Source organism: Sphaerisporangium sp. NPDC005289 (genome assembly GCF_040607455.1).
Lineage (GTDB): Bacteria > Actinomycetota > Actinomycetes > Streptosporangiales > Streptosporangiaceae > Sphaerisporangium > Sphaerisporangium rhizosphaerae.
This window is the reverse complement of the sequence record NZ_JBEXGS010000009.1, coordinates 73,540-99,643: the sequence shown is the minus strand read 5'-3', so window position 1 is coordinate 99,643 and position 26,104 is coordinate 73,540. Positions and strand designations below refer to the sequence as shown.

At 72.0% G+C, this 26,104-nt stretch carries 24 protein-coding genes; 12 read left to right on the top strand and 12 right to left on the bottom strand.

Translation table 11 applies throughout. From position 1 onward, the window contains the following. Positions 1 to 16: 16 nt before the first annotated feature. Together ABZT47_RS17770 and ABZT47_RS17765 are read left to right on the top strand one after the other, a co-directional pair. Positions 17 to 1,522, top strand: coding sequence for an SPFH domain-containing protein (locus ABZT47_RS17770; RefSeq protein ID WP_354842631.1), 1,506 nt, complete (start codon positions 17 to 19; stop codon positions 1,520 to 1,522). 117 nt (positions 1,523 to 1,639) lie between these two features. Then, a complete protein-coding gene (locus tag ABZT47_RS17765) occupies positions 1,640 to 1,960 on the top strand; it encodes a DUF952 domain-containing protein (RefSeq protein WP_354842628.1) in 321 nt (106 codons plus the stop codon). On the opposite strand, the gene ABZT47_RS17760 is transcribed toward ABZT47_RS17765, so the two are convergent. Then, a complete protein-coding gene (locus tag ABZT47_RS17760) occupies positions 1,932 to 3,377 on the bottom strand; it encodes a PLP-dependent aminotransferase family protein (protein WP_354842625.1) in 1,446 nt (481 codons plus the stop codon). The genes ABZT47_RS17765 and ABZT47_RS17760 overlap by 29 nt on opposite strands. Before the next feature lie 47 nt (positions 3,378 to 3,424). Here ABZT47_RS17760 and ABZT47_RS17755 point away from each other — a divergent pair, with 47 nt between their 5' ends. From ABZT47_RS17755 to nrfD, 5 genes are all read left to right on the top strand, one after another. Then, the gene (locus ABZT47_RS17755) at positions 3,425 to 3,925 is read left to right on the top strand and encodes a carboxymuconolactone decarboxylase family protein (RefSeq protein ID WP_354842622.1); all 501 of its coding nucleotides are present in this window, start codon (positions 3,425 to 3,427) and stop codon (positions 3,923 to 3,925) included. Next, positions 3,925 to 4,749, top strand: a complete 825-nt coding sequence (locus ABZT47_RS17750; RefSeq protein WP_354842619.1) for an isocitrate lyase/phosphoenolpyruvate mutase family protein — start codon at positions 3,925 to 3,927, stop codon at positions 4,747 to 4,749. The genes ABZT47_RS17755 and ABZT47_RS17750 overlap by 1 nt, the downstream gene beginning before the upstream one ends. A 230-nt stretch (positions 4,750 to 4,979) precedes the next feature. After that, positions 4,980 to 8,207, top strand: a complete 3,228-nt coding sequence (gene fdh, locus ABZT47_RS17745; protein ID WP_354842616.1) for a formate dehydrogenase — start codon at positions 4,980 to 4,982, stop codon at positions 8,205 to 8,207. A 68-nt stretch (positions 8,208 to 8,275) separates the two neighbouring features. After that, positions 8,276 to 9,079, top strand: coding sequence for a 4Fe-4S dicluster domain-containing protein (locus ABZT47_RS17740; RefSeq protein ID WP_354843168.1), 804 nt, complete (start codon positions 8,276 to 8,278; stop codon positions 9,077 to 9,079). Between the two features lie 56 nt (positions 9,080 to 9,135). Further along, positions 9,136 to 10,209, top strand: coding sequence for an NrfD/PsrC family molybdoenzyme membrane anchor subunit (gene nrfD, locus ABZT47_RS17735; RefSeq protein WP_354842612.1), 1,074 nt, complete (start codon positions 9,136 to 9,138; stop codon positions 10,207 to 10,209). A 68-nt stretch (positions 10,210 to 10,277) separates the two neighbouring features. Here the strand turns inward: nrfD and ABZT47_RS17730 are convergent, their stop codons facing one another. Continuing rightward, positions 10,278 to 11,696, bottom strand: a complete 1,419-nt coding sequence (locus tag ABZT47_RS17730) for an MFS transporter (RefSeq protein WP_354842609.1) — start codon at positions 11,694 to 11,696, stop codon at positions 10,278 to 10,280. Positions 11,697 to 11,819: 123 nt separating this feature from the next. On the opposite strand from ABZT47_RS17730, the gene ABZT47_RS17725 reads away from it, so the two are divergent. Both ABZT47_RS17725 and ABZT47_RS17720 read left to right on the top strand, forming a co-directional pair. Beyond that, positions 11,820 to 12,593, top strand: coding sequence for a helix-turn-helix transcriptional regulator (locus ABZT47_RS17725; protein WP_354842606.1), 774 nt, complete (start codon positions 11,820 to 11,822; stop codon positions 12,591 to 12,593). Between the two features lie 159 nt (positions 12,594 to 12,752). Continuing rightward, positions 12,753 to 13,613: an SAM-dependent methyltransferase gene (locus ABZT47_RS17720; RefSeq protein WP_354842603.1), complete on the top strand. Its 861-nt coding sequence runs from the start codon at positions 12,753 to 12,755 to the stop codon at positions 13,611 to 13,613. Positions 13,614 to 13,667: 54 nt separating this feature from the next. Here ABZT47_RS17720 and ABZT47_RS17715 read toward each other — a convergent pair whose 3' ends face one another. Further along, positions 13,668 to 14,825, bottom strand: coding sequence for an NAD(P)/FAD-dependent oxidoreductase (locus ABZT47_RS17715; protein ID WP_354842600.1), 1,158 nt, complete (start codon positions 14,823 to 14,825; stop codon positions 13,668 to 13,670). 288 nt (positions 14,826 to 15,113) lie between these two features. On the opposite strand from ABZT47_RS17715, the gene ABZT47_RS17710 reads away from it, so the two are divergent. Next, positions 15,114 to 15,560, top strand: a complete 447-nt coding sequence (locus tag ABZT47_RS17710; protein WP_354842597.1) for a phospholipase — start codon at positions 15,114 to 15,116, stop codon at positions 15,558 to 15,560. A gap of 89 nt (positions 15,561 to 15,649) precedes the next feature. Here ABZT47_RS17710 and ABZT47_RS17705 read toward each other — a convergent pair whose 3' ends face one another. Further along, a complete protein-coding gene (locus tag ABZT47_RS17705) occupies positions 15,650 to 16,615 on the bottom strand; it encodes a DUF5996 family protein (protein ID WP_354842594.1) in 966 nt (321 codons plus the stop codon). 222 nt (positions 16,616 to 16,837) lie between these two features. Between ABZT47_RS17705 and ABZT47_RS17700 the strand changes: the two genes are divergently transcribed. Both ABZT47_RS17700 and ABZT47_RS17695 read left to right on the top strand, forming a co-directional pair. After that, positions 16,838 to 17,047, top strand: a complete 210-nt coding sequence (locus ABZT47_RS17700; protein ID WP_354842591.1) for an SAM-dependent methyltransferase — start codon at positions 16,838 to 16,840, stop codon at positions 17,045 to 17,047. A gap of 190 nt (positions 17,048 to 17,237) precedes the next feature. After that, the gene (locus ABZT47_RS17695; RefSeq protein ID WP_354842589.1) at positions 17,238 to 17,606 is read left to right on the top strand and encodes a group 1 truncated hemoglobin; all 369 of its coding nucleotides are present in this window, start codon (positions 17,238 to 17,240) and stop codon (positions 17,604 to 17,606) included. A 26-nt stretch (positions 17,607 to 17,632) separates the two neighbouring features. Here the strand turns inward: ABZT47_RS17695 and ABZT47_RS17690 are convergent, their stop codons facing one another. The 8 genes from ABZT47_RS17690 to wecB all read right to left on the bottom strand — a co-directional run bounded on the left by ABZT47_RS17690 (position 17,633) and on the right by wecB (position 26,049). Then, positions 17,633 to 18,316 (bottom strand): pentapeptide repeat-containing protein, encoded by a 684-nt coding sequence (locus tag ABZT47_RS17690; RefSeq protein ID WP_354842586.1) that lies wholly within the window; start codon positions 18,314 to 18,316, stop codon positions 17,633 to 17,635. 141 nt (positions 18,317 to 18,457) lie between these two features. Further along, entirely contained in the window at positions 18,458 to 18,853 is a 396-nt protein-coding gene (locus ABZT47_RS17685; RefSeq protein WP_354842583.1) for a VOC family protein, read from the bottom strand. A 103-nt stretch (positions 18,854 to 18,956) separates the two neighbouring features. Further along, positions 18,957 to 19,319, bottom strand: coding sequence for a DUF5615 family PIN-like protein (locus ABZT47_RS17680; protein WP_354842580.1), 363 nt, complete (start codon positions 19,317 to 19,319; stop codon positions 18,957 to 18,959). After that, positions 19,316 to 19,759: a hypothetical protein gene (locus tag ABZT47_RS17675; RefSeq protein WP_354842577.1), complete on the bottom strand. Its 444-nt coding sequence runs from the start codon at positions 19,757 to 19,759 to the stop codon at positions 19,316 to 19,318. The genes ABZT47_RS17680 and ABZT47_RS17675 overlap by 4 nt, the downstream gene beginning before the upstream one ends. A 57-nt stretch (positions 19,760 to 19,816) precedes the next feature. Further along, the gene (locus ABZT47_RS17670; protein ID WP_354842575.1) at positions 19,817 to 21,337 is read right to left on the bottom strand and encodes an MDR family MFS transporter; all 1,521 of its coding nucleotides are present in this window, start codon (positions 21,335 to 21,337) and stop codon (positions 19,817 to 19,819) included. Positions 21,338 to 21,810: 473 nt separating this feature from the next. Continuing rightward, positions 21,811 to 22,491: a sulfotransferase family protein gene (locus ABZT47_RS17665; RefSeq protein WP_354842572.1), complete on the bottom strand. Its 681-nt coding sequence runs from the start codon at positions 22,489 to 22,491 to the stop codon at positions 21,811 to 21,813. A 225-nt stretch (positions 22,492 to 22,716) separates the two neighbouring features. Next, positions 22,717 to 24,792 carry a glycosyltransferase gene (locus ABZT47_RS17660; protein WP_354842570.1) on the bottom strand — a complete coding sequence of 692 codons (2,076 nt, stop codon included), beginning with the start codon at positions 24,790 to 24,792 and terminating at the stop codon, positions 22,717 to 22,719. A 123-nt stretch (positions 24,793 to 24,915) separates the two neighbouring features. Next, positions 24,916 to 26,049, bottom strand: coding sequence for a UDP-N-acetylglucosamine 2-epimerase (non-hydrolyzing) (gene wecB / locus ABZT47_RS17655; RefSeq protein ID WP_354842567.1), 1,134 nt, complete (start codon positions 26,047 to 26,049; stop codon positions 24,916 to 24,918). Positions 26,050 to 26,104: the final 55 nt, after the last annotated feature.

Below are 26,104 nucleotides of genomic sequence, written 5' to 3'. Positions count from 1 at the left end.
TCGGAGGTCAACACACATGACCGGTACGGAGCTGGCCTTCTGGGCCGGCGGCATCGTCGTCCTGTTCGTCGTCCTGGTCCTGCTGTTCAAGGCCGTGTGGCGGGTCGCCGAGCCTAACGAGGCGCTCATCATCTCCGGCCTCGGCGCCCACACGAGGAACGAACTGGCCGACAGCCTGGGCTTCAAGATCATCACGGGGAAGGGCACGGCGGTCATCCCGGGCTTCCAGACCGCCCGCCGCCTGCGGCTCGACAGCCGCGCCACCAACCTCCAGGTCAACTGCGTGACCCAGCAGGGCATCCCGGTCCAGGTGCGCGGCGTGATCATCTACAAGGTCGGCGACGACTTCGTCTCCATCGCCAACGCCGCCCGCCGCTTCCTGGACCAGCAGGACAGCATGAGCGGGGCGATCCACGAGCTGTTCACCGGCCACCTGCGCTCGATCATCGGCAACCTCACCGTCGAGGACCTCATCCTCAACCGCGAACGGCTCACCGGCGAGACCCGCAGCAGCGCAGCCGACGAGATGAGCAAGCTCGGCCTGGTCGTCGACTCCCTGCAGATCCAGGAGATCGACGACGAGACCGGCTACATCCTCAACCTCGGCAAGCCGCACGCCGCCAAGGTCGCCGCCTCCGCCCGCATCGCCGAGGCCCAGCGCGACCAGGAGGCCACCGAGGCCGAGCAGGTCGCCGCCGCCAAGAAGGCCGCGGCCATCCGCGAGTCCCAGATCCAGCAGGCCGGCTACCAGGCCGAGGTCGACCAGGCGTCCGCCAAGGCCCGGCAGGCCGGCCCGCTGTCGGAGGCCACGGCCCGCCAGGAGGTCGTCGTCCAGGAGACCCGGGCCGCCGAGCTGGAGGCCAACCTGGCCGAGCAGCGGCTCCAGTCGCAGGTCCGCAAGCCCGCCGACGCCAGGGCCTACGAGACGGTCACCCTCTCCCAGGCCGAGCGCGACGCCCGCATCGCCCAGGCCGAGGCCGAGGCCAGGGAGACCGAGCTGCGCGCCGTCGCGCAGGCGTCCCAGGTGAAGCAGGCCGCCGCAGCCGAGGCCGAGTCGGTGCGGCTGCGCGCCGAGGCGGCCGGCGCGGCCTCCCGCGCCACCGGTGAGGGCGAGGCGGCCGCCGCCCAGGCGCGCGGCCTGGCGGAGGCGGAGGCGGCCAAGGCGCGCGGCCTGGCCGAGGCCGAGGCGGCCAAGGCCAAGGGCCTGGCGGAGGCCGAGGCGATCAGGGCCCGCTCGCAGGCTCTCTCGGAGAACCAGGAGGCCGTCATCGCCCAGCAGCTCGCCGAGAACTGGCCGGCGATCGTCGAGGCCGGCTCCAAGGCGTTCGGCAACGTTGACCACATGGTCGTCCTGAACGGCGCCCAGGGCGTCGAGGAGCTGCTGGCCAAGGCGCTGACCCTCGGCGGCACCGGCCTCGGCCTGGCCCGCTCCCTGCTGTCCGGCGCCACCCCGCCCAACCTGAACGGCGCCCCCGCCGCCCCCGAGACGGCCGTCAACGGCGCCGTCCCCCTGGAGAAGTAGCCCAAGGACTCCCGGTCACCCGGACGGGGCCGGGCGCGCACGACGGCGCGCCCGGCCCGGCCGCATGCGTGGGGACGGGCGTGGCGGGCCCTGCGCGGGTGTTCTAGGCTCGGTGCGGTGACGATCCTCCATCTGGCGCTGGCCGCCGACTGGGAGGCCGCCGTGCGTGCCGGTGAGTACCGCGTGTCCACGCTCGGCCGCACCCTCGAGCAGGAGGGGTTCATCCACGCCAGCGCCGACCGGGCGCAGCTGGACGGGGTGGCCCGGAACTTCTACGCGGCGGTGGCCGCCCCCCTCGTCGTGCTGACCATCGACGAGGCGCTGCTGGACGGCGAGGTCCGCCTGGAGGTGCCTCCCGGCGCGCAGGAGGCCTTCCCGCACATCTACGGCCCCGTCCCCGTCCACGCCGTCACCTCCGTGCAGCCCTTCTCCCTCTGACCGGCCTCGGCCCGAGGACCTCGGCCAGGGCGTCCAGTGCAGCGGCGTAGGAATGCTCCGGCGGTGTCCCGTACCCGACGATGACGCCCTGCGGATGGCCGGGGCTCTCCCGGTGCCAGTAGTCGGCCAGGCCGCCCAGGGCCAGGCCGCGTTCTCCCGCCGCCGCGAGGACGGCCCTTTCGTCCGGGCCGCCGGGCGGCAGGTGGATCAGCGCGTTCAGGCCGGCAGCGATGCCGCCTCCGTCGGTGAACGAGGCGCGCGCGGGGCCGAGGCGCGCCAGCAGCAGGTCGCGGCGCCGGCGGTAGTGCAGCCGGCAGGCGCGCACGTGCCGGTCGTAGGCGTGCGAGGTGATCAGGTCGGCCAGGACGAGCTGGCCGAGGGTCTCGGTGTGGTGGTCGGCGTGCAGCTTGGCGTCGGTGACCGGCCCGACCAGGCGCGGGGGCAGGACCATCCAGGCCAGGCGCAGCGCCGGCCCGAGGGTCTTGGAGGCGGTGCCGAGGTAGGCGACGTGATCGGCGGCCATGCCCTGCAGAGCGCCGACGGGCTGGCGGTCGTAGCGGAACTCGCCGTCGTAGTCGTCCTCGATGATCAGGCCGCCGGTGCTGCGCGCCCAGTCGGCGAGGGCGTGGCGGCGTTCGGGGTGCAGGGTGGTGCCGGTCGGGAACTGGTGGGCGGGGGTCACCACGACCGCGCCCACCCCGGCGTAGGCCGCCGTGCTCAGCAGGCCGGTGCGCGCCCCGCGCCCGTCGACCGGCAGGGGCAGGACGCCGGCGCCCGCCCGGCGCACGATGTCCCGGTGGAAGGCCAGCGCCGGATCCTCCATCGCGATGGTGGGCCGCCGACCGGCGGCGACCACCCCGGCCAGCAGCGCGAGGGCCTGCACGTACCCGGTCGTGATGATGATCCGGTCGGGATCGGCGAGCACGCCGCGCGTGCGCCCGAGATAGCCGGCCAGCGCGGTGCGCAGCGCGGCGGTGCCGCCCGGCGCCCCGTAGCCGTGCACGGTGGCCGGCACGGTCGCCAGCACCCGCCGGGTGGCGCGCAGCCACGCCGCCGAGGGGAACGTGGTCACGTCGGGGCTGCCGGGCCGCAGGTCGAACCTGGGCGCCGGGGAGTCCCCGCCGGCGAGCGGCGCGGCCGCGCGCTGCGGGGCGACGTCGGCGACCGAGGTGCCCGAGCCGTGGCGGGCCGTCAGGTAGCCCTCGGCGATGAGCTGGTCGTAGGCGGCGCTCACCGTGCCGCGCGAGAGCCCGGTCTCGGCGGCCAGCGCCCGGCTGGACGGCAGGCGGGTGCCCGGCGCGAGCCGGCCGTCGCGGATCGCGTCGCGCAGCGCGTGCTCGAGGCCGGTGCGCCGACCGGCGACGGCGTCCATCTCGACGAGCAGGTCGACCCCGAAAGTGGCCCAATCTCCTGACACAACACTGGATCTTACCGCCGGTCCACTGGGCTTCTACCATGGATTTCATGACGACGACGAACACCACGAGCGCCCCCGCCACCACGCGGCCGCAGCCCCGTGTCAACTTGAAGAAGCACACCGCCGAGATGTACAAGGCCCTCGGCGAGCTGGACGGCCTGGTCGCCGGCAGTGGTCTGGAGGCCCCGCTGCTCGAACTGGTGCGCATCCGCGCCTCCCAGATCAACGGCTGCGCTTTCTGCGTCGACATGCACACCATCGACGCGCGGGCCGCGGGTGAGCGGGAGCAGCGCCTCTACGCCCTCACGGTCTGGCACGAGACGCCGTTCTTCACCGACCGCGAGCGCGCCGCGCTGGAGCTGACCGAGGCGATCACCCTGCTGCCGCAGAGCGGGGTGGGCGACGAGGTCTACGCCCGGGCCGCGGAGCAGTTCGGCGAGGAGGAGCTGTCCAAGCTCATCTGGGCGATCATCATGATCAACTCCTGGAACCGTATCGGCGTCACCTCGCGGCTGGTCCCCGGGAACTACCACCCCTCCGCGCACTGATGACCTCTCCCAAGGCGGCGGAGCTGCGGGCGCTGCACGTGCCCGGACGGCCGCTGGTGCTGCCGAACGTCTGGGACGCCGCCTCCGCGCGCGCCGTGGTGGAGGCGGGCTTCCCCGCCGTGGCCACCGGCAGCGCGGCGGTGGCGCCCGTCCTCGGCTACGCGGACGGTGAGGAGGCGCCGGCCGGCGCGATGCTGGACGCGGTCGCCCGCATCGCCCGCGCGGTGCCGGTGCCGGTCACCGCCGACCTGGAACGGGGGTACGGGCTCGCGCCCGCCGAACTGGTCGAGCGGCTGGTCGCGACGGGGGCGGCCGGTCTCAACCTGGAGGACTCCGACCCCGGCACCGGCACGCTGGTCGATCCCGATGAGCAGGCCGGCTTCCTGGCGGAGGTGCGGGCCGCCGCCGCGGGTGCGGGAGCCGACCTGGTGATCAACGCGCGGGTCGACACGTACCTGCGCGGCGCGGGGACCTTCGGCCCCCACGGTGCGGGGGCCGCGGAGCCACGCGACGAGGGGACCTCCGACCGGCGGCTGGCCGACGCCGTGGAGCGCGGGCGCCGCTACCTGCGGGCGGGAGCCGACTGCGTGTACCCGATCGGCGTCGCCGACCCCGAGGTGATCAAGACGCTGGTCGCCGAGGTGGGCGGGCCGGTCAACGTGCTGTTCCGCCCGGGCGCCCCCTCCCTCGCGGAGCTGGCCGCCCTGGGCGTCGCCCGGGTGAGCTTCGGGCACGGCCTGCACGCCGCGACCCAGCGGTACCTGGCCGCGATGCTGTCCGCGATCGCCTCCGGGGAGAGCCCGTACGAGATCGGCGGCCCGTAGGCGCCCTGACCAGCCCGAACGCCGGCGTCCTGCCCGGGGAGGAGGGGGACGCGGTGCCACCACGCCCACCGCGACGGCGGTGGGACGTGGCGCGTCCGCGACGACCCGCGACGCCGCCGGCCGGCCGTTGAGCCCGTACGGGACGCGTGCGATTGGAGCTCTCCGCACAGGGGCAGGTACCGGCAGGAAGCGCACGCGCCCCCCGGCGGCGACATCGAGCGGGGGGCTGTATGGGCATGAGCGGGTTCCTGGGCAGGTGGCCGGTGCTGCGGCAGCTCACCGGCCCCGACCGCGGCGGCCTCGGAGCGGCGGCCCGCTCGCCCCGCACCGACGCGCTGCGCGCCCGCGTCGCCACCGCCGACCGCGTGGTGAAGTCGGTCTGCCCCTACTGTGCGGTGGGCTGCGCCCAGAACGTGTACGTCTCCGGGGGCAAGGTCGTGCAGATCGAGGGAGACCCCGACTCTCCGGTCAGCCGCGGCAGGCTGTGCCCGAAGGGGTCGGCCTCTCTCCAGCTCACGACCGGCCCGGGGCGCGAGCACGCGGTGTTTTACCGCAGGCCCTACGCCACCGAGTGGGAGCAACTCGACCTGGACACGGCCATGACCATGGTGGCCGACCGGGTGGTGCGCACCCGGCGCGAGACCTGGCAGCAGGAGCGCGACGGCAGACGCGTCGCCAGGACCCTCGGCATCGCCACCCTGGGCGGCGCGACGCTGGACAACGAGGAGAACTACCTCATCAAGAAGCTGATGACGGGGCTCGGCGTGATCCAGGTGGAGAACCAGGCGCGGGTCTGTCACAGCTCCACGGTCACCGGGCTCGGCACCTCCTTCGGCCGGGGCGGTTCCACGACCTTCCTGCAGGACCTCCAGTTCTCCGACTGCATCGTCATCGAGGGCTCCAACTTCGCCGAGGCGCACCCGGTGGGCTTCCAGTGGGTGATGGAGGCCAAGCTGCGCGGCGCCACGATCATCCACGTGGACCCGCGCTTCAGCCGGACCAGCGCGATGGCCGACCTGTACGTGCCGATCCGCCCCGGTTCCGACATCGCCTTCCTCGGCGGGATCATCAACCACGTGCTCCAGGAGGGCAAGGACTTCCGCGAGTACGTCCTCAACTACACCAACGCGTCGAGCATCGTCACCGACGACTACGCCGACACCGAGGACCTGGACGGGGTGTTCTCCGGCTGGGACCCCGGCACCCGCACCTACGACGTCGCGACCTGGCAGTACAAGGGGCCCGCGGTGAAGGCCGCGTCGGGGCGGCGGCTGCGCCTTGACGAGTACCACGTTCCCGGCCGCAGCGAGGCGCACGGCTCGGGCGGCGCCCCGGTCAGCTTGCACCCGCAACGCGACGAGACGCTCACCGACCCGCGCTGCGTGTACCAGATCCTCAAGCGCCACTTCGCCCGCTACACCCCGGAGTTCGTCCACCGGACGTGCGGCATCCCGCCGGAGCTGTTCCACCGGGTCTGCGACGCGCTGACCTCCAACTCCGGGCGCGAGCGCACCAGCGCGTTCGCCTACGCCGTGGGCTGGACCCAGCACACCGTGGGCACGCAGTACATCCGCGCGGCGAGCATTCTGCAGTTGCTGCTCGGCAACATCGGGCGGCCGGGCGGCGGCATCATGGCGCTGCGCGGCCACGCCAGCATCCAGGGGTCCAGCGACATCCCGACCCTGTACAACCTGCTGCCCGGCTACATCCCGATGCCGTACGCGCACAGCGACGAGGACCTGGACACCTTCGTCGAGGTGATCAGCACGCAGAAGGGGTTCTGGGCCGACGCCCGCAACTACGTCGTCAGCCTGCTCAAGGCCTACTACGGGGATGCGGCGAGGCCGGACAACGACTTCTGCTTCGGCCACCTGCCCCGGCTGACCGGCTCGCACAGTACCTACGACACGACGATGGCCCAGCTCGACGGCGTCTGCAAGGGCTACTTCCTGTTCGGGCAGAACCCGGCGGTGGGGTCGGCCAACGCCCGCCTGCAGCGCCTCGGGATGGCGAACCTGGAGTGGCTGGTCGTGCGCGACTTCTCGCTCATCGAGTCGGCGACCTGGTGGAAGGACGGTCGCGAGGTGCAGAGCGGCGAGTTGCGCACCGAGGAGATCGCCACCGAGGTGTTCTTCTTCCCCGCCGCCGCGCACACCGAGAAGAGCGGCACCTTCACCAACACCAACCGCCTGCTCCAGTGGCACGACACGGCCGTCGAACCCGCGGGCGACCGCCGCAGCGACCTGTGGTTCGCCTACCACCTGGGCCGGATGGTCAAGGAGCGGCTGGCCGGCTCGGACGAGCCGGGCGACCGCGCGTTCCTCGACCTGGCCTGGGACTACCCGGTCGAGGGCCCGCTCGCCGAGCCGAGCGCCGCCGCCGTGCTCCAGGAGATCAACGGGTACGGCCCCGACGGGCGGCTCCTGTCGGGCTACACCGAGCTGCGCGACGACGGCTCGACGCGGTGCGGCTGCTGGATCTACTGCGGGGTGTACGCCGACGGCGTCAACCAGGCGGCGCGCCGCAGGCCGCACACCGAGCAGAGCTGGACCTCCCGCGAATGGGGCTGGGCCTGGCCGCTCAACCGGCGCATCCTGTACAACCGCGCGTCGGCCGACCCGGAGGGCGCCCCATGGAGCCCCCGGAAGGCGTACGTGTGGTGGGACGCCTCACTCGGCCGGTGGACCGGGCACGACGTGCCGGACTTCGTCGAGGACCGGCCCCCCGACCACCGGCCGCCCGAGGACGCCGAGGGCGTGGACGCGCTGTCGGGCATCGACCCGTTCATCATGCAGGGCGACGGGAAGGGCTGGCTGTTCGCGCCCGCCGGGCTGATGGACGGCCCGCTGCCGACCCACTACGAGCCGCAGGACACTCCGTCGGAGAACCTGCTGCACCCCGCGCAGCGCGGCAACCCGGCCCGGCTGACCTACGACCGGCCCGGCAACCGCTACCACCCGCCCGGCAGCGAGGTCTACCCGTACGTCGTCACCACCTACCGGCTGACCGAGCACTTCACCGCCGGGGGCATGAGCCGCTGGGTGCCGTACCTGTCGGAGCTCCAGCCGCAGATGTTCTGCGAGGTGTCGCCGGAACTGGCCGAGGAGCGCCTGCTGGAGCACGGCGGCTGGGCCACCGTCATCAGCGCGCGCGGCGCCATCGAGGCCAGGGTCATGGTCACCGACCGGATGCCGTCGTTGCACCTGGACGGCCGGGTCGTCCACCAGATCGGCCTGCCCTACCACTGGGGACCGAACGGCCTGGCCGTCGGCGACCCCGCGAACGAGCTGACCTCCATCGTGCTGGACCCGAACGCCGACATCCAGGAGACCAAGGTGCTCACCGCCGACATCCAGCCGGGACGGCGGCCGCGCGGACCCGGCCTCCCGCGCCTGGTGGAGACCTTCCGCCGCCGCGCCGGCATCGACCAGCCCGCACACCAGGGTGGCGCGCGATGACGGCGCCTCCGGCCGCCGGGCTGCCCGCGGTCCAGGAGGAGACCGGCTACCCGGAGCATCCACCGCGGATGGGCTTCTTCACCGACACCTCGGTGTGCATCGGGTGCAAGGCGTGCGAGGTGGCCTGCAAGGAGTGGAACCGGCTTCCCGCGGACGCGCCTTTCGAGCTCACCGCCATGTCCTTCGACAACACCGGGCAACTGTCGGGGTCCACCTGGCGGCACGTCGCCTTCATCGAACAGCGCAAGCCGGTGCGCGCGCCGCAGGCCCCCGGCGGACGGCCTTCCGGCGACCAGGGGGCCGGTGACCTGCGCTGGCTGATGGCCTCCGACGTGTGCAAACACTGCACCGACGCGGCCTGCCTGAACGTCTGCCCCACAGGCTCGCTGTTCCGCACCGAGTTCGGCACGGTCGTCGTCCAGGAGGACGTGTGCAACGGCTGCGGCTACTGCGTCTCGGCCTGCCCGTACGGGGTGATCGACAAGCGCGAGGACGACGGCCGGGTGTTCAAGTGCACGCTGTGCTACGACCGCCTCGGCGACGGGCTCGTCCCGGCCTGCGCCAAGGCGTGCCCGACCGAGTCCATCCAGTTCGGGCCGGTGGACGAGCTGCTCGAACGGGCCGAGGCGCGTCTGCGCTCGCTGCACCGCGACGGCGTCCAGGACGCCCGCCTCTACGGCGAGGACCCCGAGGACGGGGTGCGCGGCAACGGCGCGTTCTTCCTGCTGCTGGACGAGCCGGAGGTGTACGGCCTGCCGCCCGCCCCCATGGACCCCACCCGCGACCTGCCGTCGATGTGGCGGCACGCGGCCGTCGCCGCGGCGGCCCTGGTCTGCGGGGTCGCCGCCGCCTTCCTCACGGCACGCCGATGAGGCTCGGCGGCGCCCGCCCTCAGGGGGACACCGGCGCGACGAGAGCGAGGAGCGAGATGACGACGCGTGGACGCGCCGGCGGTGGGGCGACCCTGATGGCCGATTCGATCGCGGAGGAGTTCACCTCCTACTACGACCGGCCCATCCTCAAGCCGCCGGTCTGGCGGGAACTGCACATCGGCGGGTACCTGTACCTGGGCGGGCTGGCCGGCGCCTCCTCGGCGCTCGCGGCCGGCGGTGAGCTGACCGGCCGCCCGTCCCTGGCCCGCGCGACGAAGCTCGCCGCGCTCGCCGGCATCACGCTGTCGCTGGCCGCGCTGGTCGCCGATCTCGGGCGTCCGGCCCGCTTCGTCAACATGCTGCGCGTCGTCAAGCCGTCCTCGCCGATGAACATGGGCTCCTGGCTGCTGGCCGCGTACGCGCCGCTGGCCGGGGTCAGCGCGCTCACCGACCTCACCGGCAGGTTCCCCCTGGTGGGACGGGCCGCCGGGTACGGCGCGGCGGTCCTCGGACCGGCGGTCAGCACCTACACCGCGGTGCTGATCGGCGACACCGCCGTGCCCGCCTGGCACCAGGGGCACCGTGAGATGCCGTTCCTGTTCGCCGGCTCGGCCATGGCCACGGCGGCCGGGGCGGCCCTCATCGCCACGCCGGCGGCCGAGAACGCCCCGGCGCGCCGCGCGGCCGTGCTCGGCGCCGCGCTGGAACTGGCAGCCGGGCGGCTGATGCGCCGCCGCCTCGGCATGGTCGCCGAGGCGTACGAGCGGGGACGGCCCGGCACGCTGACCCGCGCCGGCGAGCTCCTGAGCCTGGCCGGCGCCCTGACCGCCCTGGCCGCCGGCCGCGTCTCCGCCGGCCGTGTCTCAGGAGGCTCGCCCACCGGCCGGGGCCGGGTCCGGGCCGGCTCCCTGGCTTCACTCGCGTCACCGACCTCCAGGCCGCGCGCCTCCCACGCCGTCCCCGGCCATCCAGGGCGAGGACGGGCCCTCGCGGTCGTCTCGGGCGCCGCGCTGATGGCCGCCTCGGTCTGCGTCCGCTTCGGGGTGTTCTCGGCGGGTGTCGCCTCCAGCCAGGACCCCCGCTACACCGTCGTCCCGCAGCGCGCCCGCCTGTCCACCCCGCCGTCCTAGGAGGGTCGCGCACCCGCCTCACCTCCCGCCGTTCTGGAAGCGCCGCGCACCCGCCTTGACCCGCCGTCCTAGGAGCGCCGCGCCGCGCCCGCGGGTGCCGGCGCCGGACGCGTGGCGGGGCGCCAGGCGGCCCGGGCGGCGGCGGCGGAACAGGCTCCGGCGAGGAGCAGGACGGCGATGGCCGCCGCGGTCCAGCCGAGTCCGGCGCTCAGGTACAGCCCGCCGAGCACGGCGATGGCGCCGACGGAGGAGAGCACGGGGCCGGTCGAGTTCAGCGCCGACAGCGCGGACGCCCGGCCGGGGCCGGCCACCGCCGACACCTGGGCGATCAGCGGGCTGTACCCGGCGGCGTGGCCCGCCCCCGCCGCGAACAGCAGCGGCGTCACCAGCGCCACCGGCCACCCGCCGCCCCACAGCCCGGTCACCGCCGCCACCGCCCCCGCGACCCCGGCGAAGACGACCGGGCCGGCGACCGGGAGGGCCGCCTGCGTCCGTTCCGGCAGCCGGGTCCAGGTCAGGCTCAGCGCGGCGAACCCCGCCGCGTAGGGTGCGAAGGCCAGCCCCGCGCCGAACGGGCCGAATCCCAGCCGCCCCTGCAGGTGGAGGGTCAGCGCGAACAGGAAGGCCGCGTAGCAGGCCATCACCGTGAAGCACGCGACCAGCGCGGGCCGCACACCCCTGGGACGCAGCACCGTCAGGTCGAGCAGCGGCTGCCCGCCGCGCAGGGCCATGCGGCGCTCGAACCGCGCGAATCCCGCGAGCAGCAGGGCCCCGGCGGCCAGCGACGCCCACGTCCAGGGCCGCCAGCCGTGTTCCCTGCCGAAGATCAGCGGCGTGATCAGGGCCGTCATCGCCATGGTCAGCAGGCCGACGCCGGCCAGGTCCAGCCGCGCGGCCGTCGCGCCCGCGCGCGGCAGCGCCCGCACGCCGGCGACCAGCAGGACCGCGCCGGCCGGCACGTTGATGAGGAACGCCGGACGCCAGCCGAGGCCGAACAGGTCGGCCCCGACGACGAGCCCGCCGGCCAGCTGGCCGAGCGCCACCCCGAGGGCCAGCACCATCGAGTACAGCCCGATCGCCCGCTTGCGCGCCGCCCCGTCGAAACGCAGCTGGATGAGGGAGAACACCTGCGGCGTCATCAGCGCCGCGGCGGCGGCCTGCACGATCCGCGCCGCCACCAGCGCGGGGGCCGCCCAGGCCAGCCCGCAGAGCAGGGAAGCCAGCGTGAAGCCGGCCAGCCCGCCGAGGAAGGCCCGCCGGTGGCCGAGCACGTCGCCGAGCCGCGCGCCGGTGACGATCAGCAGGCCGAGGGCCAGCATGTACGCGGAGGCGACGAGCTGCACCATCGCCCCGTCGCCGCCGAGGTCGCGCTGGATGGACGGCAGCGCCACCGTGACGATCGAACCGTCCATCGATGCCATCGTCTGGCCGGCGAGCAGGACCGCGAGGACGGTGCCGCCCCGCCGCCGGGTGAGCGTGGAAACCATTCCGACAGGCTCGCCCGCCGCCCCGTCCGGCGTCTTGCACGTATTTGCGCTTCTTCCTTCGGACGTCCGAAATGTGGCCGGATCGGGCGCGGGAGGTGGGGTGGCCGTGCCTAAGGTGGGCGGGTGCGTACGTCCCGACGGGTGGTGGACGGGTCAGACTTCTCCGTCCATGTGGTGTCATGCGGTGAACGGCACGACGGATGGTCTGCGCCGGAGGAGGGCCACGGCAACGGCCTCGTGCTCGTGCGGCGCGGCAGGTTCCGCGTGCGCAGCGACGGCGACGAGGTGAGCGCCGACCCGACGATGGGTTATCTGACGGTCCCCGGCCGCGAGTACGCCTTCGCGCACCCGGCGGGCGGCGATGTGTGCACCTTCATCCACGTGCGGGAGCCGCTGTGGCACGCCGTGGCCGGCGACGAGCCGCCGCGGGCGCCGGTCGCGGTCGACGGCAGGGTCGAGCTCGCCCACCGGCTGCTCCTGCGCGCCACGGCCGACGCCGCCGACCCGGTGGAGCGGCTGGTGGACGCGATCGCCGCCGCGGTGCGCGTCCCCCGGACCCGGCCGGGGCGTGGCCGGGGCGAGCTGGCGGCGCGGGCGCGGGAGGCCATCGTCGCGGGCGACCCGGAGTCGGCCGACCTGGTGCGGCTGGCGCGGGCCCTCGGCGTGTCGCCCTCGCACCTGAGCCGCACGTTCCGCGCGCACGTCGGTATGACCGTCAGCGGCTACCGCAACCGGGTGCGGGTCAGCCGGGCCCTGGCCCGCATCGAGGAGGGCGAGACCGACCTGGCCGGGCTGGCGCTCGCCCTGGGGTTCGCCGACCAGGCCCACCTGACCCGGACGGTCCGCGCCGTCCTCGGCCACCCGCCCGGCCACGTCCGCGGCCTGTTCTCCGGCTGATCTCCGTACGATGATCCGTGCCCGCGCCCGGCCGGGTGGAATCGTCCGCGAATGGCGGCGCGAATGGCCGGAATTGTCATCGGATTGGAATGACAAATGGCCTGAATAAGTTTTTTCGCCGTGATATGATGATGGAAATCATATATATGCTCTCCGGTCGTGAACGAAAACGGAGAACCGAGCCGCACCGCCCTCATGGCGGCCGCCGCCCGCGCCGCGCATCTGATCGTCGACGACCCGCCGCTGATCTTCGCCGACACCCTGGCCCACGCGCTGCTCGCCGACCGCGCCGAGGAACTCCTCGCCTACCACCGGCTGCACGGCGCCCATCTCATCCTCTCCGGCGTCCGCGCCGCGGCCGTCACCCGCGCCCGCCACACCGAGGACCGGCTCGCCGACGCCGTGCGCCGCGGCGTCGCCCAGTATGTGATCCTCGGCGCGGGTCTCGACTCCTACGCCTACCGGGCCGGCGCCGGCGCGCCGGTCCAGGTCTACGAGGTCGACCATCCGGCGACCCAGGCGTGGAAGAGGACGGCCCTGGCGGGCGCGGGCATCGCCGTCCCGGACACCGTGACCTTCGTCCCCGTCGACTTCGAGAACGACGCGCTGCTGGACGGGCTGACCCGCGCGGGCTTCGACCCCTCCCGTCCCGCCTTCGTGAGCTGGCTCGGCGTGACGATGTACCTGACCAGGGAGGGCATCGGCCGCACCCTGGAGGTGATCGGCGGGTTCGCGCCCGGGTCGCAGGTCGTCGTCGACCACATGCTGCCGGAGGAACTGCGCGACGAGGCCGGGCAGGCGTACGTCGAGGGCATCATGCCCATGGCCGCCGAGCAGGGCGAACCGTGGCTGTCGATGCTCGGTCCCGAGGAGATGGCCGCCCTGCTCGCCGAGCACGGGCTGACGGCCGTCGAGCACGCCGGCCAGCGCCAGTCCGTGGACGCCGCCCTGTGGACCCGCACCGACAGCCTGCGCCCGTCGGCCCTGTCCATGCTCACCCGCGCGGTCGTCCAGAGCTGACCTCGGGACGTCCAGGTCCCAGGCGTGCCGGACCGGTTTCTGGGGCTGGGAGGTTCAGGCGTGCCGGGTGCGGAGCCGGACGCCGTTCCAGAGCCAGCGGCGGGCGACGGCGAGGGCGAGGGGCGGCGGCACCGTGCCCGCGCCGAGGCCCACGTCCACGAGCAGGTCGAAGACCTCCTTGCGGCGGGCGGCGGTGGCGATCGCGGCGTCGATGAACCCCGGCGACCGGGCGGCGCGCGAGAGCAGGTCCGTGGTGCGCAGGTGCCGTCCGAGCGCCCTGGCCAGCTTGCGGCGGTAGGCGGGCAGCGGGTCCGCCGCCTCGACGGCGGCCTCCCCGGCCAGCCGGCCGGACAGCAACGCGTAGTAGATGCCCTCGCCGGTCAGCGGGTTGATCAGGCTCGCCGCGTCGCCGGCCAGCAGCACCCGCCCGGCGCCGGGCCTCGGCCGGCCGGGGGACAGCGGCAGGTGGTGGGCGCGCAGGTCGCGAGCGGGCAGGTGGGGCAGCAGTTCGGCGAGCCGGCCGTGCAGGACCTCCCGGCCCGGACGGCCGGTGGCGCGCAGCCGGGGCAGCATCATGCCGAACCCGACGTTCGCCGTGCCGTCCCCGATGGGGAAGGACCAGGCGTAGGCGGGCCACCCGTCCCGTTGCATGGCGATGAACTGGACGTCGTCGTCGGCGGGAACCTCGGCGTAGCCGCGCACCGCGATCGCGGTGTGCCGGTCGGGCGACGGCGGCACCCCGATCAGCCGCCGCACGGCCGAGTTGGCCCCGTCGGCGGCGACGACCACGCGCGCGGCCAGCACGTCGTCCAGGACGACCTGGTCGTCGCGCGCGGCGAGCCCGCGGACGCGGTGCCGGCGCACCTCGACGCCCCTCGCGCGGGCGGCCTCGACCAGGCGGGCGTCGAAGACCGCCCGCGGGACCACGTGATTGGGGCGGGCGACGGCGGCGGTCACTCGTGCGCCGCCCGGGGACACCACCGACAACCCCCGCGCGGGCCGGTAGTCGTCGATCAGATCGGGGAGGCCGAGCAGGGCGAGCTCTTCGCGGCCGTGCGCGGCGATGCCGTCCCCGCACGCCTTGTCACGCGGGAAGTCGGCCTTGTCGACCAGGAGCACCCGGGCGTCTGGCCGTAGTTGCCTGGCGCGGATGGCCGCCGCCGCACCCGCCGGCCCGCCCCCGACCACGACGACATCCCAGATCTCGTCCACCCGCCCAGCCTGCCACAGCGCGGAGTCGGGGGCGTCCAGGAAGAATGTCGATTTTACAGGACGCGGTCAGCTTGTAAAGAGCGATTGTCCGCGAATATCGGCACCGGTATTGATCAGATTATGTTCCGGCGTTCCGGGTTATTTCGCCTCATTGTTGTGCCGTGGCCGATCGCTGCCCCGCGAGCCATCCCCCCGACAAAGCCGGAGCCCCCCATGATGAGACGTGCCCTCGCGACCGTCGCCCTCTCCCTCGTCACGATACTGGGTTTAACAATACCCGCATACGCGGTGACGCTCGAGCAAAAGCTCGCCGCACTTTCCAGTTTCAGCCAGCCCACGGCGGCCAGCTCCTCCGCCTGGCAGGCCGCCTGGCAGAACCAGGGCAACTGGGCGGACTACGCCTTCGACTGGTCGACCGACCTGTGCTCCAGCAGCCCTGACCAGCCGCTCGGCTTCGACTTCAGAATGCCGTGCAGGCGGCACGACTTCGGGTACCGCAACTACAAGGCCGTGAACCAGTTCCCGGCGAACAAGTCGCGCATCGACGACTCCTTCTACTTCGACATGAAGGCGGTCTGCGCCGGATATTCGACCATCCCGCGGGCCACCTGCAACAGCGTCGCCTGGACCTACTACCAGGCGGTCAAGGAATTCGGCTCCCTGAACGTCACCGACGCCCAGCTCGAGCGCATCCGCCAGACCGCCGAGAAGGCCGCCCAGAACACCACCACCTGACCGGCCCGCTGGTCTCCGAGAGGTGCCGGGCGGCCGTATCGTGCCGCCCGGCACCTCTGCCGCGTCCTCAACGGCCCGCGCGAAGCCGTTCAGGCAGGCGGAAGCCCGCCCCGCGCGCCGCCGACGCGAAAAAGCGGATCGGTGACGCCGCCGGGGCAGGCCAGGCGGGCGATGTCCCAGCCGGCGAGCCGGGCCCCCGCCCGGTAGGCGCTCTCGTAGAAGGCGAGCACGGCGGCGTGCGGGTCGGTGTCGGTGTGGGCGTCCGCGTGGCGCAGCACCGCGAGATGGCTCGCGCCCCGCTCGGTCCACCGGGCCGCCGGCGGCAGCAGCGGCTCGTTCGCCAGCCCCGCCGGCTCGGGGGCGGTGTAGGAGTAGAAGGCGGGCTCGGGAAAGGCGTCGTCGCCGAACCAGAACCCCGAGCTGATCACTTCCCGTGAGTACGCCTCGCGCGTCACGGGGTCGGCGTCGGGTGACGGCTCGACCTGGCGGTCGGAGAAGCGGGTGCAGGCGATGTCGAAGGTGTGCCAGAAGTGGTGCACCGGGCTGATCTTGCCCGAGAACCCCGCCGCGAACTCCTCCAGCAGCAGGTTCACCTGGCTCAGGACCCGCCAATATCGGGTGACCGCCGCCGGCTCGTAGGCCGCGTGCTCGGTGTCCTCGGCGAACGGCCGGCCTGCGTCGGGCAGGTCGAACGGCCTCGGGATGTCGATGTGCACGTCGATCCCGAGGTCGTCCAGCGCCCTCATGGTCTCCCGGTAGAAGGACGCCACCGAGTGCCCGTACAGGGGGAACGAGATCATCCTGCCGTCGCCCCTGGCCACCTCCAGCCGGTGGCCGACGAAGTCGAAGTCGATGGTGAAGATCGGGTTGCCGTCGGCCTGTCCCATCGGACGCGTGGTGAGCCCGCGCCCGGTCAGGTGGAAGGGCGCGTTCCACCAGTGGTTGCGCCGCACTCCGGCGGCGAGCCGGATCTTGCCCACCACCTGGGCGAAGCGGTGCAACGTCTCCTTGGTGTCCTGCCAGTCGGCCACCGGCACCTGCGGGAACAGCTCCATGACACCAGCCTGCCCCATGCGGCCCGCGCGCCGCGGCGCGACTCCCCGTCCGACCGGTGCGGGAAGGCGGCGGCGGACCAGGGACGGGCGCGCGGGCGCGTCATAAGATCGCTACCAGACGGAAGGCGAGGAAATGACGTTCGAGGACCCCTTAGTGGCGGGAATCGACCCGTCCATCCCCTGCTCGGTCACTTCGACCTGTCCCGGCCGGTGGCCGTCCTGATGGTCGCCATCCTGACTCACCCACGCCCGCGCGTTGCTCGCCGACAGCACCGGGACGATCGTGGTGTCGCCCGCTACTTCGAGGGCATGGACCTGCTCGAACCCGGCCTGGTGCCGGTGTCCGGCTGGCGGCCCGCCTCCGAGCCCGACGTCGAGATCGACCTGAGCCGGCCCACCCTCATCGGCGGCGTCGCCCACCTGCCGGCCTGACCCCGGTCCGCCGCAGGACCGGCACTTCGCGGGAAGAGGCGGGCAGCCGGTGACGGACCGCCCGCCGCCCATTACCGGCATGTCTTTCCGGTGATACACCGGCTACACAGAACGATTTCCGCTGTTTCCGCGGAGCAACGCTCGGTGGTCATCCTCATCTCGACGGCGGTACAACGTCGAGGAGGACACCATGGCGTCGATCTACGATCAGGTCGGGGGCGCGAGCGCGGTCGCGGCGGTCGTCGAGGAGTTCTACACCCGCGTCATCACCGACCCCACATTGGCCGGCTACTTCAACGACGTCGACATGGGCAGGCTGAAGGCCCACCAGCGCAGCTTCGTCGCCGCGGCGCTCGGCGGGCCGCAGGAGTACCGGGGCAGGTCCATGGACCAGGCCCACGCGGGCCGCGGCATCACGGCGGGCGCTTTCGACACGGTGGTCGGCCACCTGGCCGGGGCCCTGGCCGCCTGCGGGGTCCCGGCGGACACCATCGCCACCATCGCCTCCGCCCTCACCCCGCTGAAGGACCAGATCGTCCAGGACCAGGCCGCCGCCTGACCTGACCTGACCCGGACGAGGGCACGTCAATCCTCGATGGTGATCCCCAGTGCGCCGGCCAGGCTGTGGAGGAGTCCCTGGGCGTCCCGGCTCCTGACGGTCACGCCCGCGAGGCTCGTCACGCCGCCGATGCCGAGCAGGACGCAGTCGGCGAAACGCGCGCCCGCCATCCTGGCGCCGGAGAACTGCGCGCCGGACAGGTCGCAGCGCTCGAAGCGGGTGCCGGTCAGGTCGGCGTTCTGGAAGTTCGCCTCCAGCATGGTGCAGTCGCGGAAGACGGTGTTCTTGAACGTCGAGAACCGGAACGCCGCCAGGTCGGCGCGGCAGTCTTCGACCAGCACGTCCCGGAACGCGCACTCCGGCCACGTCATGCCGGTGAGGCGGCCGGCGCTCACTCGGGTCCGGAGCATGGTCGAGGACGTCGCGGCCATGTTGGACAGGTCGCACCGCTGGAGTTCGACATCGGAGAAGCCACCGCGCCGCATCCTCGTGCCGGAGAACGTCGTCTCGACGAAACGGCAGCCCTCGAACTCCACCGCGCCCGCGTCGCGGAAGGACAGATCGGCGCCCTTGTACTCCAGCGCCCGGTACAGCCCGTCGTCCACCATGTCGAGCGCCGACCCTTCGGCGCTCGTCAACGACGCCCCGAGCTTCGGCCGCAGCGGCTCTCTGACTCTCGAGGACCGGCCATCCGGCATCCGCGAAGACATGGGCGGAGCCTAGAGGAAGATCGCACGTGACACTGGCGCGACCGGGAGCGGGGAGGTGGGCGGCGAAGGTCGGCGCCCCAAGCGGGCATGTGGAGAGACGGTGACGGACGGCCGGCAGTGCCGGACTCAGGCACGGACCGGTCAGGAGGAGGTGACGGTCAGGACCTCCATGATGTGGCCGTCGGGGTCGTCGAAGTAGACCGCGCGGCCGCCGCGCCAGGTGTTGATCTCCCCATGGCGCTTGGGCTCGTGGGGCTCGGCGTAGAAGTCGAGGCCCGCGTCCATGATCCTGCCGAAGATCTCGTCGAACTCCGTCTCGCCGACCGCGAAGGCGTAGTGGTGCGGGGAGATCTCGCTGACCCCTCTGGTCGCGAAGTCGACGTCGGCGAAGTCCAGCGTGGTCAGCTCCCCGACCCGCACGGGGATGAAGGGCCCCACCTGCTCGCCGACGGCCAGCCCGAGAATGCCCGCCAGAAAACCGGCCGAGGCCCGCTTGTCGCGCGCGGGAACGATCGTGTGATTGAGAGAGATCGCCATGTCCGTTCCCCTCTCCATCAGGGGGGTGCCGTCCCTCTCATCGTATTCGGCGGCCCTGCCCACGGCGAGAGGCACGACAACGGCACACCGCCGAGGCCGCTTCTCAGGGGAGCCAGTCGACCTGGCCCGATGGAGGCAGACGGTCGCACGAAAGCCTTTCCTCCAGCGCGTCGACCAGTCGGCCCATCGCCGACTTGGTACGGGGGAAACGGCGAGCAGCGCTGTAGAGCAGGCCCGCACACGGCCGTCCCTGTGTGAGCCTTTGGACTCGCAGCATCTCGAAGTCACGGACGTTCTCGGTGAGGACGCAGCGATCCTGACCGATGGCCGATTCGATCACGCCGTCATCTGGAGTGCCCGGCCCCCCGTCACACTCTGCCACGGCGATCACGTCGTACCCCCTGGCTCTGAGTTCCGCTGCCAGATATGGCGCGAACATCTCGTCCAGAAGAAGCCGTGCGCTCACGAGGCCAGCAGGCCCTGCTCGCGACGCCACCGCTCCTCTGCGGCCGTGGCGGCATGCTCCGCGGCCTCTATCTGCTCGTCAATCTCCTCGGGGTAGGCCGACCAGTAGCGAATCGCGGTTGTGATCTGCTGCGGCGTTGTGCCCGAATGCTCGCTCACCATCTCGATGATCTCTTGGGCCGACGCATCCGTGTCGGCTGCGCGAGTCGTTTTGACCGCTTGGATGATCTCCCAGACGTCCGGGCCGTTCACTGTCACCGCACGTCTGCCGGAAGGACCGGACCGGAAGAGGACGCCAGGATGCTCTTCCATCCGCAGTGCCTCCGCGACGAGCAGGTTCACCGCAGCCGACACCGACAGACCTGGGTGCTCCATCACGAACCGCGCGAGCTTGTCGAGGACGGCTTCCTCGAACCTGATCGATCTGGGAGACGGTGCCATGACTACATTGTAGTCAGAGATGAAGCCGAAGGTGGGCGCGTGAGGCGCCTCCGATGGTCAGTCGAAGGTCAGTTCTTCTGTTTTGCGGGGCATGAGGAGGAAGGCGCCGACGCTGAGGACGGCGACGACCAGGACCGTGAGGAAGACGTGGTGGCTGGCGTCGTACAGGGCCTTGCGGATGTAGGCGGCCGTGGGCGACTGGGCGGTGGCTCCCTGGGCGCCGAGCACCAGGCTGGTGGCGTCGAGGCTGTTGGGCAGCTTGCCGGCCAGCGCCGCCGGCGGGTGCGTGAAGCGGTCGGACAGGGTGGCGTTGGAGATGGCGCCGAGGACGGCGGCGCCGACCGCGCTGCCGATGGAACGGCTGAACATGTTGGTCGCCGTGACGACTCCGCGGCGTTCCCAGCCGACGACCGACTGGATGGCGACCATGGTGGGGCTGGAGGACAGGCCGAGTCCGGCGCCGACGACGAAACACGCCGCGGCGACCTGCCAGACCTGCGCGTGCTCGCCGAGGAAGGCGCACATCACCGAGCCGACCAGCACCACGGCCGCGCCGATGAGCGCGGTGTCGCGGAAGCCGATGCGCATGTACAGGCGGCCGGAGAACGTCGCGGCGAGCGGCCAGCCGATGGTCAGGGCCGCCAGGGCGAAGCCCGCGACCAGGGCCCCGGTGCCGAGGACGCCTTCGGCGAAGGTCGGCACGTACGAGGTGAGGCCGATCATGAGCGCGCCGACGCTCAGCCCGACGAGGTTGCCGCCGATCAGGACGCGGCGGCGGAAGACCCACAGCGGCAGGATCGGCTCGACGGCCCGGCGCTCCACCAGCACGAAGGCGACGATCATCACGATGCCGGCCGCGAAGATGGCCAGGCTCGGCACCGAGTCCCAGGCCCACGCCACTCCGCCTTCGAGTAGCCCCAGGATGATCAGCGAGGAGCCCGCGGTGAGCAGCGCCGCGCCCAGATAGTCGATCTTGTGGGTGCTCCGGGTGACGTTCTCCTTGAAGCGGCGCGCGAGCATCCAGGCGGCGATCGCGCCCAGCGGGAGGTTGATGAAGAAGATCCAGCGCCAGGAGATGTACTCGGAGAACAGGCCGCCGAGCGTGGGGCCGATCACGGCGGACACGCCCCACACGCTGGCCACGTACCCCTGCACGCGCGCCCGTTCCTCGACGGAGTACAGGTCGCCGACCATGGTGATGCTCATGGGCTGGACGGCCCCGGCGCCGATGCCCTGGAGGGCGCGGAAGATGATGAGCGCCGGCATGCTCCAGGCCACGCCGCACAGCACCGAGCCGAGGAGGAAGACCGCGATGCCGAAGAACATCACCGGCTTGCGGCCGAAGATGTCGGCGAACTTCCCGTACAGCGGGACGGTGACGGCCTGGGTGAGCAGGTAGATCGAGAACAGCCACGGGAACTGGGAGAAGCCTCCCAGGTCGCTGACGACCGAGGGCACCGCCGTCGCGATGATCGTGCTGTCGAGTGCGACCAGGCTGGTGCAGAGCATGATGGCGGCGAGTACCGGACCGCGCTCCGACCTGAGACCGATGCTTTTGGACGTCGTTGCCGTCGTCACGTCGGGGAACTCTCCTTGCGGGTTGGTCCTGAACGTCGAAGCGGACGCCCTGCGCCGGCAGCACGGACGTCCTAAAAGTACGCAACTCTGTCATCACCGTTCAGATTCCCCATAACCGCATAAGTACGGCGAATGCCGCACACGCCCAGGAGAAAGACACCGTCAAGCTTCCCCGCACCCCCGACCGTGCGACGTGGCGCTCCGCCTACGCTCGGCGCTCCCCGGTCGTCGACCCGCGACCTGACGACGCGCCGTCCATCCAAGGTGGCGCGCGCCGCTGGACGGCCCCGCGGAGAATCTCCTCTGAGCGGCGGGCCGCATCCGGCTCGTCATCGACGATGCCCGCGAATGACGGTCGCCGACGGCGACCGGCAGCGGGCGGTTCTCGTCGCCCATGTTCGGCGGACATGTGTCCAGGGTGATCTTGGCGGCCCTGGTGCCGGGCGTCGGTCAGCTACGGCGTAGGAGCTCGGTCAGCTACGGCGTAGGAGCAGGGGGCTGAGCCGGGCGCGGGTCCTGGCCTGGAAGTCGGCGGTGTCGTTGACCCGGGGGAAGGGCTCGTCGGGCACCGGCACCCCGAGGAAGCCGCACAGCGGCTCCCACCCCTGACGAACCTCGAAGACCAGCAGCCGCTCGGGCGGGATCGCCGCCTTGACCTCCGCCACGTGCTGCTCGAACCGCTCGATCAGGTACTCGGAGTCGTCCGCCCGGCCGCCGAACTCGCGTTCGGTGACGATGCGCCGGGTCATCTCCATGAAGGCGGCCAGGTCGGTGCCCAGCACCTTCGAGAACCACATCGTCATCCGGAAAGGCAGCGTGGTGCCGCGCTCGCGCTGCTTCAGGATGGTGGCCCGCATGCTGTCGAGCCATCGGGCGGGGTCCCGCACGGTCAGGACGATCTTGGCCTCGGGATAGTGCGCGGCCAGTTCGCGCCAGTACGCGGCGGCCGGCCAGTCGACACACGACCGGTAACCCGCGAACACGGAGTCCCAGTCGGGGGTCTCGCCCCGCGACACGGCGAGCCAGCGCCGCACCTGCCGCGAATCGCCGATCACCTCGGTCATGTGGTGACACGGCCCGAACCCCAGCCGCTCCAACGCCGTCTTCAGCGTCAACGTCCCCGTACGCCCGAACCCTGCCCCGATGACCCGCATAATCCGCACCATTCCGATCGGAAACTGCCGATTGCGTATAGAAACAATCTTCCACCGTCGACCGGATCGGGCAAGTGCTCCAGATACGCGAAACCCGGCCGGCTCACCGTCCGGAGAGCCGCCGGGTTCACTTTCGCGAGCTGATGCTCACGACACCTTCATGGCGCCCCTGGGCCACGGCCTGCGCAGGTCATCGCCGGGTTGATGGGCACTCTGGAGCGGAGGTCAGATCATGACGTGGGCTTCGGGGTGGCCGACGAAGCAGAATTGGGCGTTGCGGGTGAGTTTGTAGTCCTGGGCCTTCCAGGTGTGGGCGGAGGCGTCGGCGCCGCGCATGTAGACGAAGTTGAAGCGGTCGCCCGAGTAGATGCGCACGCCCTCCTCCTTGCAGCGGCGCACCAGACGGGTGTCCTCGCCCGCGTTGACCGCCTCGAAGGCGAACGTGCGCAGCAGGTCCGCCTTGGCGAGGATCGTCGCGCCCTGCACGAGGTGGGCGTACCGGTGCTCCAGGCCGGGCAGGCGCATCACCGTGGTGTTGGTGGCGGGGAAGTAGGTGTAGTGCGCGCCCTTGCCGACCATCTCGGCGTCGGCGTAGTCGAATGCGCGGAGCAGGTCCGACAGGTAGTGGTGGCCGTAGAGGTTGTCGTCGTCCATCTTGGCGATGTACTCGCCGTCCGCCTGGGCGATGCCGAGGTTGAGCACCTCGCCGAGCGTCAGCGCGGGGTCGGCGGTGAGCACCTTGACGGCGGGGACGCCGGCGGCCAGCGCCTTGTCGCGCACGACCTCGGGGTCGATCGACAGGCCGTGCAGGACGAGGATCAGCTCCAGGTCGCGGTGACGCTGCCGGGCGACCTGCGCGATGGCGTGTTCGAGCTGGCCCGCGCGGTTGGTGGGCAGGACGATCGAGACGCTCTTCGTGCGGGGGACGACCGGGCGGCCGAGCGCGGTGAGGATCTGGTCGACGCGGTGGGTGAACAGGTGCTTGTCGAAGACCTCGCGCATGGCCAGGTGGGCCTGCCGGGCGCGCAGCTCGGGGCTGTTGATCAGGTAGAGGGCCTGGTTGTAGGCCTCCTCCTGGGTGTGGGCGATCGGGATCAGCGGCCCGAAGGTGCCTTCGATGGCCCGCGACCAGCCCGACAGCACGGTGGTGGAGCACGCCGACAGCTCGAACACGCGCCGGGCGCACATGGTCGGCGAGTCGATCACCGAGTTCACGTTGAGGAAGACCTTGTACATCTTGTACGCGGCCAGCATCTGCTCGTAGGGCAGTTCGCCGACGATGTGCGGCCGGTACTCCTCCGGCCAGGCGTACTTGTCGCCGGCCTTGTCGTTGCGGGCGAAGATGTGCAGGCCGAGCTCCCGCGTGGGGGCGATCACGGTCTCCATCTGCTCGCGCCGCTCGGGGTGCTTGTCGCGGAAGTACATGCCGGCGAACACGACGTCGTAGGGCCGGCCCTGCTTGGTCTGGATGGGGTTGTGCACCCGGGGCTGCGCGGCGAACTGCAGCACGTCCACCCGGTCGTGACCCAATATCTCGCGATATTTCGGCACCATGTCGCCGTCGCACGTGTACACGAAGTCGAACAGCTTGGCGGTGTCGATGAAGAAGTCGAAGTTGGGCGGGTCTTCCTTGTTCCAGAAGACCGTGGGGATGCCCTGCTCGCGGCACCAGGCCACCAGCTCGCGCAGCTCCTGCTTGGGCGCGTTGGTGCCGGTCATCTGGTAGCGCCAGCGTCCCTGGTTGCCGTGCCAGGCCGACTCGCAGAACAGCACGTCAGGACGCTTCTCGGCGAAGACCTCCTGCCAGTCCTTGAGCCCGAACTCGATCTGGTCCCACTCGTACTTGAACGCCATCCGGGAGAAGTCGTCCAAGATGACCGCGACCTTCAGGTCGGGGCGGTTGACCGGCCCGTCCGGCCAGGCGAGGTTGGGGATCTTGACCTCGGGCGCGTGCGCGAGCACCGCGTCGATGGCGGCGGCGCTCGCGGTGACGGTCGCGGGCGGCTTGGGCGCCTTCTTCGGCTTCATGGCCTGCGACAGGTCGCGGGGGAGCCGGACGAGCCTGGCGGGGCGCTTGGCGCCGGCGAGCGCCGTGCTCACGCGGTACGGACGCTGGGCCTTGGTCGCCGACAGCTGCCACTGGGCGTACTCGGCCTTGGCCTCGGCCGTGGCCAGACGCCGCTCGAGATCGCGGATGCGGTCTTCGTAGCGCTCGACGACCTTGCGCTCCTCGGGCAGCCAGTTGGCCGCGCCGAGACGCTGGAAACGCGGCTCGTCCGGATTCTTGTCGTCATCGGCCATGGTCGGACTCGCTCCCTCGTTGTCCGGGACTTCTCACGCGCGCGTCACCCCCGCATGGCCCGGGAATGTCCGATCGTACGGCGTCCGGTCCGCGAAGTCGGGCAATTCGCCCAAACGCGCAGGTCAGCTGTTCGGCACCGTACCCTGCGCGGCCGGCGAGAGGTTGTCGCCGCGCAGCCACGCCTCGATGACGCGGGCGATGCGCGGCCCCGCCTTGCCGTCCCACAGCGGCGGCAGGTCGCCGCTCGGGGTGGCCGCGCCGTCCGCGAGCGCCTTGGACGCCGCAGCCGGCAGCGTCGCGGGGGTGACCAGCCGGTTGGTGCCGTGCGTGATCGTGACCGGCCGCTCGGTGTTCGGCCGCACGGTCAAACACGGCACGCCCAGCATGGTGGTCTCCTCCTGCACGCCGCCGGAGTCGGTCACGACGAGCGCCGCGCCGCGCACCAGCGACAGGAACTCGACGTACCCCAGCGGGTCGATGATGGTGAGCCCCTCGCCGGTGACCAGCCCCGCCTGTGCCAGCCGCTCGCGCCCGCGCGGGTGCAGCGGCACCACGACCGGCACCTGCTCGCCCACCGCCAGCACGGCCTCGACCAGCTCGCGGGCCGACTCGGGGTCGTCGACGTTCGCCGGGCGGTGCAGGGTGGCCACGGCGTACCGGTCGGGCAGGCCGAGCCGGGCCTTCAGCGGCGCGGGGTCGAGCTTGGGCAGCGCCGAGAACAGGCTGTCGATCATCGGGTTGCCGACCAGGTGCGCCTTGGCGGGGGAGACGCCCTCGTTCGCCAGGTGGGACAGCCCGTCGGGGCTGGTGACCAGCAGGATGTCGGCGAGCGCGTCGGTGACGACCCGGTTGACCTCCTCGGGCATCTCGCGGTCGAAGGACCGCAGGCCCGCCTCGACGTGCGCGGTCGGGACGTGCAGCTTGGCGCACACCAGGATCGCGGCGAGCGTGGAGTTGACGTCGCCGTACACCACCACCAGGTCGGGCCGGTGGGTGAGGACGACCTCCTCCAGGCCGGTGAGCAGCGCGGCCGTCTGGCGCGCGTGGCTGCCGGAGCCCACGCCGAGGTTGGCGACCGGGTCGGGCAGGCCGAGGTCGGCGAAGAAGACGTCGGACATGAGCGCGTCGTAGTGCTGCCCGGTGTGGACGATGCCCTGCCGCACCCCCAGCTCGTCCAGGCCGCGCACGACCGGAGCCGCCTTGACGAAGTTCGGGCGAGCGCCGAGCACGTGCAGGACGAGGGGATTGTCCCTCATTGACCTCGCCTTTCAGCCGGGAGTGGGTCACATGTTGCCCCGATGGACCAAGCGT